General features: G+C 71.7%; 8 protein-coding genes and 2 pseudogenes. 4 read left to right on the top strand and 6 right to left on the bottom strand.

The genetic code is table 11. From position 1 onward, the window contains the following. Positions 1-9 precede the first annotated feature (9 nt). The 3 genes from RZ84_RS18810 (at position 10) to RZ84_RS18820 (ending at position 2,699) form a co-directional block, all read left to right on the top strand. Entirely contained in the window at positions 10-903 is an 894-nt protein-coding gene (locus RZ84_RS18810; RefSeq protein WP_043265277.1) for an ABC transporter permease, read from the top strand. Between the two features lie 82 nt (positions 904-985). Then, entirely contained in the window at positions 986-1,897 is a 912-nt protein-coding gene (locus RZ84_RS18815; protein ID WP_043265278.1) for an ABC transporter ATP-binding protein, read from the top strand. A 25-nt stretch (positions 1,898-1,922) separates the two neighbouring features. Further along, positions 1,923-2,699 carry an ABC transporter permease subunit gene (locus tag RZ84_RS18820; RefSeq protein WP_043265279.1) on the top strand — a complete coding sequence of 259 codons (777 nt, stop codon included), beginning with the start codon at positions 1,923-1,925 and terminating at the stop codon, positions 2,697-2,699. A gap of 93 nt (positions 2,700-2,792) precedes the next feature. Here the strand turns inward: RZ84_RS18820 and mltG are convergent, their stop codons facing one another. The 5 genes from mltG to RZ84_RS18845 form a co-directional block, all read right to left on the bottom strand. Then, positions 2,793-3,605 carry an endolytic transglycosylase MltG gene (gene mltG, locus RZ84_RS18825; RefSeq protein ID WP_043265280.1) on the bottom strand — a complete coding sequence of 271 codons (813 nt, stop codon included), beginning with the start codon at positions 3,603-3,605 and terminating at the stop codon, positions 2,793-2,795. A gap of 308 nt (positions 3,606-3,913) precedes the next feature. Continuing rightward, positions 3,914-5,317, bottom strand: a complete 1,404-nt coding sequence (locus tag RZ84_RS18830) for a CynX/NimT family MFS transporter (RefSeq protein WP_052230014.1) — start codon at positions 5,315-5,317, stop codon at positions 3,914-3,916. 211 nt (positions 5,318-5,528) lie between these two features. After that, entirely contained in the window at positions 5,529-6,251 is a 723-nt protein-coding gene (locus tag RZ84_RS18835) for a FadR/GntR family transcriptional regulator (RefSeq protein WP_043265281.1), read from the bottom strand. Positions 6,252-6,565: 314 nt separating this feature from the next. After that, a complete protein-coding gene (lysA, locus tag RZ84_RS18840) occupies positions 6,566-8,002 on the bottom strand; it encodes a diaminopimelate decarboxylase (protein ID WP_043265282.1) in 1,437 nt (478 codons plus the stop codon). A 19-nt stretch (positions 8,003-8,021) separates the two neighbouring features. Then, complete coding sequence (locus RZ84_RS18845; RefSeq protein ID WP_043265283.1) at positions 8,022-8,336, bottom strand: SAV_915 family protein; 315 nt, start codon at positions 8,334-8,336, stop codon at positions 8,022-8,024. Between the two features lie 518 nt (positions 8,337-8,854). Between RZ84_RS18845 and RZ84_RS18850 the strand changes: the two are divergent. Then, positions 8,855-9,840, top strand: a pseudogene (locus tag RZ84_RS18850) (MerR family transcriptional regulator). 82 nt (positions 9,841-9,922) lie between these two features. On the opposite strand, the pseudogene RZ84_RS41390 reads toward RZ84_RS18850, so the two are convergent. After that, a pseudogene (locus tag RZ84_RS41390) lies at positions 9,923-10,103 on the bottom strand (LysR family transcriptional regulator); the annotation flags it as partial.

Here is a 10,103-nt window from a genome sequence, read left to right on the forward strand (position 1 = left end):
TAACGGAGCATGAGTACGGAAACCACGCCCGGTGGGGCCTACATCCACAACATCGGCTACCGCCATTACGACGGCCCCCGTCTGGGCCGCGCCTATGCCCGGCGGTCGCTGTTCTCGCAGAGCCTGCGCGGTGCGTACGGCCTCGGGCGGTCCGCGAAGAGCAAGGTGCTGCCGATGCTGCTCTTCGGGGTGATGTGCCTGCCCGCCGGGATCACGGTCGCGGTGACGGTGTTCACCAAGGCCGGCAGCCTGCCGATCGGCTACACCCGCTACGCCATCTACCTCCAAGCCGTCATCGGTCTCTATCTCGCGTCCCAGGCGCCGCAGTCCGTCTCGCGCGATCTGCGCTTCAAGACCGTTCCGCTGTATTTCTCCCGGCCCATCGAGCGGGCCGACTACGTCATGGCGAAGTTCGCGGCGATGGCCAGTGCGCTGTTCATCCTCACCGCCACGCCGCTGGTGATCCTCTACGCCGGGGCGCTGCTGGCGAAGCTGGACTTCCTCAACCAGACCAAGGGGTTCGGCCAGGGGCTGGTCTCCAGCGCCCTGCTCTCATTGCTGTTCGCCGGGATAGGACTGCTCGTCTCGGCGCTCACCCCGCGCCGCGGATTCGGCGTCGCCGCCGTGATCGCCGTACTGACCATCCCGTACGGCGCCGTCAGCGCGGTCCAGGGGATCGCCTCCTTCCGGGGCAGCGAAGCCGCCGTCGGCTGGCTCGGGCTGTTCTCCCCCATCACGCTGATCGACGGTGTGCAGTCGACGTTCCTGGGCGGCAGCAGTTCGTTCCCCAACGGCCAGACGCCGTCGACCGGCGCCGGAGTCGTCTACGTCCTCGTCTCGCTGCTCCTCATAGCCGGCTGCTACGCCCTGCTGATGCGGCGCTACCGCAAGGCGGGCCTTTGACCACCCCGGCACGAAGCGCTTCGCGCTGTCTCTTCTTGTCGCCGTCGCCCGACCACCACCCCTCAAGGAATGGGCTGCGCCCATGAGCACTCTTCGCATCGACCATGTCTCGCGCTGGTTCGGGAACGTCGTCGCCGTCAACGACGTCACGATGACCATCGCCCCCGGCGTCACCGGCCTACTCGGCCCCAACGGCGCCGGAAAATCCACCCTCATCAACATGATGGGCGGCTTCCTCGCCCCCTCCAACGGCACCGTCACCCTCGACGGGACGACGATCTGGCGCAACGCGGGCAGCTACCGCCACATCGGCATCGTGCCGGAGCGGGAGGCGATGTACGACTTCCTCACCGGCCGTGAATTCGTCGTCGCCAACGCCGAGTTGCACGGCCTGGGCCGGGCCGCGGCGGCCCGGGCGCTGGCCACCGTCGAGATGGAGTACGCCCAGGACCGCAAGATCTCGACCTACAGCAAGGGCATGCGGCAGCGCGTGAAGATGGCCTCCGCACTGGTCCACGACCCGTCCGTGCTGCTGCTCGACGAGCCGTTCAACGGCATGGACCCGCGGCAGCGGATGCAGCTGATGGAGCTGCTGCGACGGATGGGCGACGAGGGCCGCACGGTCCTGTTCTCCTCGCACATCCTGGAAGAGGTCGAGCAACTCGCCTCGCACATCGAGGTGGTGGTGGCCGGCCGGCATGCCGCCTCCGGCGACTTCCGCAAGATCCGCCGGCTGATGACGGACCGCCCGCACCGCTATCTCGTACGGTCCGACAACGACCGGGCACTGGCCGGGGCGCTCATAGCCGACCCCTCGACCGCCGGCATCGAGGTGGACTTCGCCGAGGGCGCGCTGCGTATCCAGGCCGTCGACTTCGGCCGGTTCACCGAGCTTCTGCCGCGGGTCGCCCGCGACCACGGCATCCGCCTGCTGACGGTCTCGCCCTCCGACGAGTCGCTGGAATCCGTCTTCTCTTACCTCGTAGCGGCCTGAGGCCAGAAAGGAGCCCTGAGGCAGTATGTCCGCGACCTCTTCGACGGCCCCGCCGGCGCCCGCCGCCGCACCCAAGGGCGCGTTCTTCAACCCGACCGTCGCCCGGCTCACCTACCGCGCCCTGCTCGGCCGGCGGCGCGCCCTGATCCTCTTCGCGCTGCCCGCCATGCTGGTGGTCATCGCGGTCCTCGTCCGCGCGCTGACCGGCGCCGACGACACCACCGCGAGCGGCATCCTCGGCGGCTTCGCGCTGGGCACGATGGTCCCGCTGATCGGGGTCATCGCGGGGACCGGCGCGATCGGGCCGGAGATCGACGACGGCTCGGTGGTCTATCTGCTGGCCAAGCCGGTGCCGCGCTCGACGATCATCTTCACCAAGCTGCTGGTCGCGATCGGGGTGACGGCCGCCTTCTCGGCGATACCGGTCCTGGTGGCCGGATTCGTCCTCAACGGCAACAGCCAGCAGATAGCCGTGGCGTATGCGGTGGCGGCTGCTGTCGCCTTGGTCGCCTACAGTGCCCTGTTCCTCCTCTTCGGCACGATCACCCGGCATGCCGTGGTCTTCGGCCTGGTCTACGCCCTGGTCTGGGAGGCGCTGGTGGGGACCCTCGTCCCCGGTGCGCGGACCCTCAGCGTCCAGCAGTGGGCCCTCGCCGTGGGCCAGAAGATCGGCGCCGAGGGCGCGCTGAGCTCGGACGTCCAACTGCCGCTCGCCATCTGCCTGCTGATCGGCGTCACGGCCGCGGCGACGTGGTACGCGGGACGGCGGCTGAAGGTGCTCACGCTGGCGGGCGAGGAGTAGACGGGGGAGACGGGGAGCACCGGAGATCCGGAGATCCGGAGCGGGCGGCGTGAGCGGTGCCGTCTCGTCCGGGGAGGGGGGACGAGAGGGCGGCTAGCCGGCGTTCGCGGTGGTGTGCTTCTGCCGGTTGTTGAACTCGCGGACGTTCCGCAGGTGTTCCTGGTAGTTGGCGGTGAAGCGGGTGTCGCCCGGTTTGACGGTGACGAAGTAGAGCCAGTCGCCCGCCGGCGGGGCGCTTGCCGCCTTCAGCGCGTCGGCACCCGGATTGTCGATCGGGGTGGGCGGCAGGCCCTCGTTCCGGTACGTGTTGTACGGGCTTTCGGTGCGGGTGTCGGAGTGGCTGGTGTGCAGGGTGCTGCGGCCCAGCGCGTAGTTGATCGTCGAGTCCATCTGCAGCGGCATGTGCTTCGCGAGCCGGTTCTCTATCACCCGGGCGACCCTGCCCATGTCTGCCGGGCTGTCGGCCTCGGCCTGCACGATGCTGGCGATCACGACGGTGCGGTAGGCGGTGATGCCGTCGTCGGCGAGCCGCCGGTCGGCGGTTTTGACCATGTACGTGAGCAGCGACGTCGGGGTGCTGTCCGAGCGGACCGGATAGGTCGCCGGGAAGAGATAGCCCTCCGCGTTGCCGTTCGCGGCGGCGGGCAGCGGGAGGTGCGCGGTCTTGGCGGCCTTCGCGGTGGTGCCGTCGGGCAGGTGCAGGGCCCGGTCGGCGGCGGCGTAGACCTGCGAGGCCCGCTGCCCTTCCGGGACCGTCAGCTCCCCTTGCTGCCGCTCGCGCAGCAGCCGCGGCACGATCAGTACGGCGAGGATGGCCACGACACACAGAACGGCGACGACAAGAAGCCAGCCGGTGCGGGAGAGCCGCGGACCGGGCCGGCGAACGGTGTGCTGAACATCGCTCATGGGGGCACGGTAGGACAGACGGCGGGGGTGTGGGAGTTTCCGGGCGCGCGGAGCGCGGGTGGGGGTTCCGCCGTCCCGTCCTTCCCGCCCTTCCCGTAACCGGGGCTCTGTCCGGACCCCGGAAGCTCTCACGCGCCGGTGGGCGGAAAGCCCACCGGAGTCGCGACCGGGTGCGGTTCGACCTGGTGCGGTTGTGGTGCGGTTCAGCGCTGGATCTCTGGCGCTGAACCGCGATGCGGCGTGGCCGGACCATAACGCACCAGGACTAAATCGTGACGCGGCATGGTCTCGACTGATTTCAGCGAGTTTCAGCGGGTTTCAGTGGTTTTCGTCGGGGTTCGCCGAGCGTCCGCTCGGCGGGTTCGCTCAGCGTCCTCTCCGATGCGGCGGTCGCGGCCCGCGCCCAGGCCCAGGAGGGACAGGCCCGCGCAGACGGCGAGCAGGAGGAGGAGCGGGACGGTCCAGCCGGAGGTGGCCTGGTGAACGGCGCCGAGGGCCAGAGGGCCGGCGGCGGCGAGGAGGTAACCGCCGGTCTGGGACATGCCGGAGAGGCGGGCGGCGGTGTGCGCGTCGCCGGAGCGGAGCACCATCATGGTCAGGGCCAGGCCGAGGGCGCCGCCCTGGCCGATGCCGAGGACCGCCGCCCACAGCCAGGCGCCGGCCACCGGGGCGGCCAGCAGCCCCGTGACGCCACAGGCCATCAGGGCGGAGACGGCCACGCCCAGCAGCCGCTGGCGGCGCATCCGGCCGGCGAGCATCGGCACCACGAACGAACCGGCCATCTGCACCAGCGTGCTGAAGGCGAAGACCAGGCCCGCCTCGCTCTTGCCCATGCCGTGATCGCTGAAGATCGTCGGCATCCAGGCGATGATCACGTAGGCGATCAGCGACTGCGAGCCCATGAAGAGCGTGACCTGCCAGGCGAGCGGCGAGCGGCTCAGCTTCGGGCCGGATGCGGTGCCGTGGGCGGGAGTTGCCGCCGCCGCGCCGTGGTGCTCCCCCATGGCCTGAAGGGCATGGGAGGTGCCCCCACCGCTCCGTGCGATGACGGCCTGGGGGACCCAGACGAGTGCGGCGACGGCGGCGAGCAGAGCCCAGGAGACGAGGGAGCCCTGCCAGCTGCCGAGGGCGTTCTCCAGGGGGACGGCCGAGGCGGCGGAGAGGGTGGCACCCATGATCATCGCAGTGGAGTAGAGCGCCGTCATGCCGGCGGCTCGGTCCGGGAAGTCCCGCTTGATCAGGCCCGGCATCAGGACGTTGAGCAGGGCTATGGACGCGCCCACCACCGCGCAGCCCGCGAAGAGCGCGGCCACCGGCGGGGCGATGCGCAGCACGATGCCGCCGCACAGGGCCACCAGCGCGCCGCACAGCACCGCCTCGGTGCCCCAACGGCGGGCCATTTTCGGGGCGATGATCGAGCCGAGGCCCATGAAGACCAGCGGGATCGTGGTCACCAGGCTGCCGGCGGTGGCGGCCAGGTGGAAGTGGTGCGCTATTTCGCCGACCAGGGGGGAGACGCCGGCGAGGGCGGCGCGCATGTTCACCGCGGCGAGGACGATGCCGGCCAGGAGGAGGGCGGGGTGCGTCCGCGGCCGGTGGCGGGCGGCGGTGACCTGCGGTGTCGCGACCAGGTTCTCCTCGGCGTCGATCGTGTCGATCGACGAGGAGGCGTCAACGGGGGCTTCGGGGGCTTCGGACCTGGGCCCAGACATGCGTGCGTACCAGCCAATCGTGCGGAAGTTGAGGGTGAGAGCGGGCGGAAGACGAACGTGGAGTTGGCGGAAGAGGCGAATGCGGAGGTGAAGAACGAGGTGAAGGGCGAGGTGAAGGGCGAGGTGAAGGACTGAGGCGAGGGAAGGTGGATGAAGCGGTGAGGGATCGGGCCTTGGTGGCCGGCCCGCGGCCATGGGGTGCGGCGGCGGCCTAGTGGGTGGGCTCGGTGGCGGCCAAGAGGGCTTCCACGGCCCGTTTGGGCTTCTCCAGGAGGTCGCGGGCGGCGCGCTCGGCGGCATCGGGGTCGCCGTGGGCGATCGCGTCCAGGACGGCGCGGTGGTCGCCGTGCAGGATTCTCGGCATCGCCTGGTCGTCGAGCGCGGTGACCAGGGCCTCCCGGACCGAGTTGCTGAACCACGCATAGGTCGCCGTCAGCGCGGAGTTGTGGGCGGCCTCGACGACGGCCCGGTGGAAGGCGACGTCGTGGTCGGCGTAGAGCTCCAGGCTGCCGGAGCGGGGGTGGCCGTCGGCGCCCTCCAGTTCCGCCTGGGCGTCCAGGGCGGCCCGCATGCGCTCCAGGTCGGCGGGCTCGTGCCGTAGTGCGGCCAGGCGGGCGGCCTCGGCCTCCAGGGCGATGCGCAGTTCGAGGACGTCGCGGATGCCGGCCCGCTGGACGCCACGCATGATCTCGGCGGGATCCGCGGTGGAGACGACGAAGGTGCCCTCGCCCTGACGGGAGCGCAGCATCCCGGCGTGTACGAGGACCCGGATGGCCTCGCGGACGGTGTTGCGGCCGACCTGGAGCTGTTCGGCGAGGGCGTGCTCGGTGGGGATGCGGGTCCCCACCGTCCATTCCCCGGCGGTCAGTTGGGAGCGCAGGGCTTCGACGACGGTGTCGACCAGGGACTGCCGTCCGGCCGCCTGGAGTGCCATGCCGCTGTCCCGCTTTCTGCTGTGTCGTCGTCGTTCTCGGTCGCGGCCGGTCAGGTGTTGCCGGTCCGGCCGGCACGGTTGCCCGGTCATCCTACAAGTCAGTTTCACGATGCATGGATGCGGATGCTCGTGCGTACGTGGATGACTGTGCGCGGATGGGCATCAGCGCGTGGGTCCGGGTGTTGGCGCCCGTACGGCTCCGCACCCGCCAAGAGGCAGCGGGGGCGGAGCCGTACGGGCACGGAGCAGAGAGGGAGAGGGCAGGGCGAGGAGAGGGATGGTGAGGGAGACCCCTCTCCTCGCCCGGCCCGGTTCTACAGCCCGATGTCGCGCTCCTGGATGTCCGCCAGCGACTCGCGGCGGACGAGCAGCCGGGCGTGGCCTGCCGTGACGGCGACGACCGGGGGGCGGCCGACGAGGTTGTAGCCGGAGGCCATGGAGAGGTGGTAGGCGCCGGCAACGGGGACGGCGATCAGGTCGCCGGGGCGGATGTCGCCGGGGAGTTGGACGTCGGAGGCGAGGATGTCGCCCGCCTCGCAGTGGCGTCCGACGACGGTGACCGGTTCGGTCGCGGCGCCCGAGCGGCGGCCGACCAGCAGGGGCGCGTAGCGCACCCCGTAGAGCGCGGGCCGCGGGTTGTCGCTCATCCCGCCGTCCACCGCCACGAAGGTGGTGGAGCCGGTGCGCTTGACGGAGAGTACGCGGTAGAGGACGACACCGGCCGGGCCGGCGATCGCCCGGCCGGGTTCGACGGCGAGCCGGGGTACCGGCAGGCCGGCCGCCGCGCAGCCGCCGGGCAGTTCGGCGCGGATCTTGGTGGCGAGTCCGGCGAGGTCGAGGGCGTCCTCACCGGGACGGTACGCGACGCCGTGGCCGCCGCCCAGGTCCAGTTCGGGGAGCGTGATGCCGTGCTGCTCCCGGATGCGGGCCAGCAGGCCGACCAGTCGCCGCACGGCCGAGAGGTAGGGCTTGACGGTGGTGATCTGCGAGCCCAAGTGGCAGTGCAGGCCCACCAGTTCGAGGCGCGGCTGGCTCAGTACGCGGGTGACGGCGTGCTGTGCGGAGCCGTCGGCGATGGACAGCCCGAACTTCTGGTCCTCGGTTCCCGTGCGGATCTTGGCGTGGCCGCCCGCGGCGATGCCCGGGACGACCCGGATCAGCACCTTCTGCCGGGTCCCCACCGGGACCGCGGCGGCCAGCCGGGCGATCTCCGAGGTGCTGTCGATCACTATCCGGCCGACGCCGAGCCGCAGCGCGGCCCGCAGGTCCGCGGGGCTCTTGGCGTTGCCGTGCAGCACGATCCGCTCGGGCGGGAAGCCGGTGGTGACGGCCAGCTCCAGTTCGCCCGCGGAGCAGACGTCCAGGCCCAGCCCCTCCTCCGCCACCCAGTGCGCCATGGCGCGGCACAGGAACGCCTTGGCCGCGTAGTAGACATCGGCGTTCGGGAAGGCCCGGACGTAGGCGCGGCAGCGGTTGCGCACCTCGTCCTCGTCCAGGACATAGCTGGGGGTGCCGAAGCGGTCGGCCAGTTCGGTCAGCGGGACGCCGCCCACCGCGAGATCGTCCTGGGGGAGGGAGACGGCGGACGCGGGCCAGATGGCGAGCGGGTCGGCGGAGGTGCCGGTGGCGCGTTCGGTGGTGGCGCGGTCGGTGGTCCGGGTCGCGGTGCGCGGCCCGGGGGTCTGGGGTGCCGCGCCGGGTGCCGGATCGGTCCGGGGTGCCTCGGTCTGGGGCAGTGTGCTGTGGCTCATGGTGGGGGGTGCCCCTTCCTCAGACGGCCCGTAGGTGGTGCCTGCGGGAAACTTCGGGGGCGAACCGCGGATCGACGGTCACGATCGTCGCCCCGAGGGGCTCGGCAAGCGCGCGAAGTGCGGGCTCGGAGAGCCGTACCCAGGGCTGACCGCCGCCGAGGGCCTCGGCCAGCCGCTGCGGTGAGGTGAAGCCGACGGCGGTTCGGCCGCCGAGCGGGGTGCGGAACAGGCGGGTCGTGCAGCCCGCGGGTCCCGGCCGGACGGGGACGAACAGAGGCCCGGCCGGGACGCGATCAGAAGGCTCGGGATCTTCCGCGTAGAGACGGTGGGACACGGCGTTGCTCCTCGACGGGACGACCCCGGACCGGTGGAAACGCGTACGCCGGGGCTCGTCACAGACGCTATGCCCGGTCCTCCGGGCAGAGCGCCGCCCGCTGACGCATCATTGACGGCTTGTCTACGTCACTTGACGCGATGCTGCTGCCGGTGGCCCTTGCACGGACCTGAGCGGTGCATTTCGGTCGCGGAGAGGTGAACGGTGGCGGGCGGAGCGTAGTCGGCGCGTGGTGGAGTGCGTGGTGAAGGTCGGTCCCGGGCACGGTCCGGCAGTCGCACCGGTCCGGCAGCGGGCAGGCGCCGGTCGGGCACCGGTCTGGCACGCGTCCGGTCCGGGAGCCGGTCAGCCGATAGTGGTCCACCCCCGCTGATCTTGACGCCGGTACGCGCCCCGGCGACCGTGGCGCTGTCCCCATCGCCGTCCCCCCGGGCGCGCCCCCCCGCACCCCACCCCACCCCACCTCCACCCCCGCCCTTGACCTTGACACCGTGGGAAGCACTCCACTGGAAGGCGTCATGTTCACCATCGGAGATTTCGCCAGGTACGGCCGTGTCTCGGCCCGCATGCTGCGTCATTACGACGCGATCGGGCTGCTGCGCCCGGCCCGTACGGACCCCGTCAGCGGCTACCGCTTCTACGAGGCGGCCCAACTCGCCCGCCTCAACCGCATCATCGCGCTCAAGGACCTCGGGTTCGGCCTCCAGCAGGTGGCGGCGATCCTGGACGAGCAGGTGAGCGTGCCGGAGCTGCGCGGCATGCTGCGGCTGCGGCAGGCGGAGCAGGCGGCGGCGCGGGCGGCGGCCGGCGCGCGGCCGGCGCGCGGCTGGCGCAGGTCGAGGCGAGGCTCCGCACGATCGAGAGCGAGGGACACATGTCCGCCGACGACGTGGTGCTCAAGCGCACCGAAACGGTCCTGCTCGCAGAGCTGAGCGGGATCGCCGCCGGCTACGGCCCGCAGGACATCGGCCCGGTCATCACGCCGCCGTACGAGGAGCTGTGCCGCCGGCTGGCGGCCTGCGGGATGACGCCCTCGGGCCCGGGGCTGGCGTATTGCGAAGACGCCCCGGACGCCGGGGAGTTCCCGGACGGGCAGCGCGGCGGCGGTGGCAGTGGCAGCGGTCAGGGGGCGGGCGGCAGGCAGGGCGGCGGCGAGGCGATCGTCGTGCACGCCGGCTTCGTGATCGCTCCGGAGGCGCTGGCAAAGGCCGCCCCCGGCACCGCGGTTGACGGTACGAGCCGCACTCCCACCCCCGTCCCCGTCCTCGGGTTCGACGTCGTCACGCTCCCGGGTCTCGACCTCGCCGCGACCGTCGTGCACCGCGGCCCGATGAGCCGGATCATGCCGACCGCGCAGAACCTCGCGCACTGGATCGACGCCAACGGCTACCGCTCCGCCGGCTATGCCCGGGAGCTCTCTTTGGAGTGCCCGGAGGACCAGGAGAAGTGGGTGACCGAGATCCAGGAGCCGGTCGTCGGGAGGGGGAGCGACAGGCCGGCGTGACGACCGGACCGTAACTGACTACCTATCAGGGGCGGTTGAGGGAACGATCCTCCGACCTGACGACCCCTCGGCTGACGGGGCGTCAGGTACGGCCGGCCGGACTCCCCACCAGGCACCGGTTCACCGTCTCCGCGAACTCCACCGCCGCGGGGCTCAGTGCCGCCCACTGCCGTACCGCCCATCCGGTCGTCAGCGGCGGCAGCGCCGGGATCGGCACCAGCCGCAGGCCGGGGGGGGCGGCGGCGGGCCGGCGGCCGGGGAGG

The organism is Streptomyces sp. CT34, assembly GCF_000805335.1.
GTDB lineage: Bacteria > Actinomycetota > Actinomycetes > Streptomycetales > Streptomycetaceae > Streptomyces.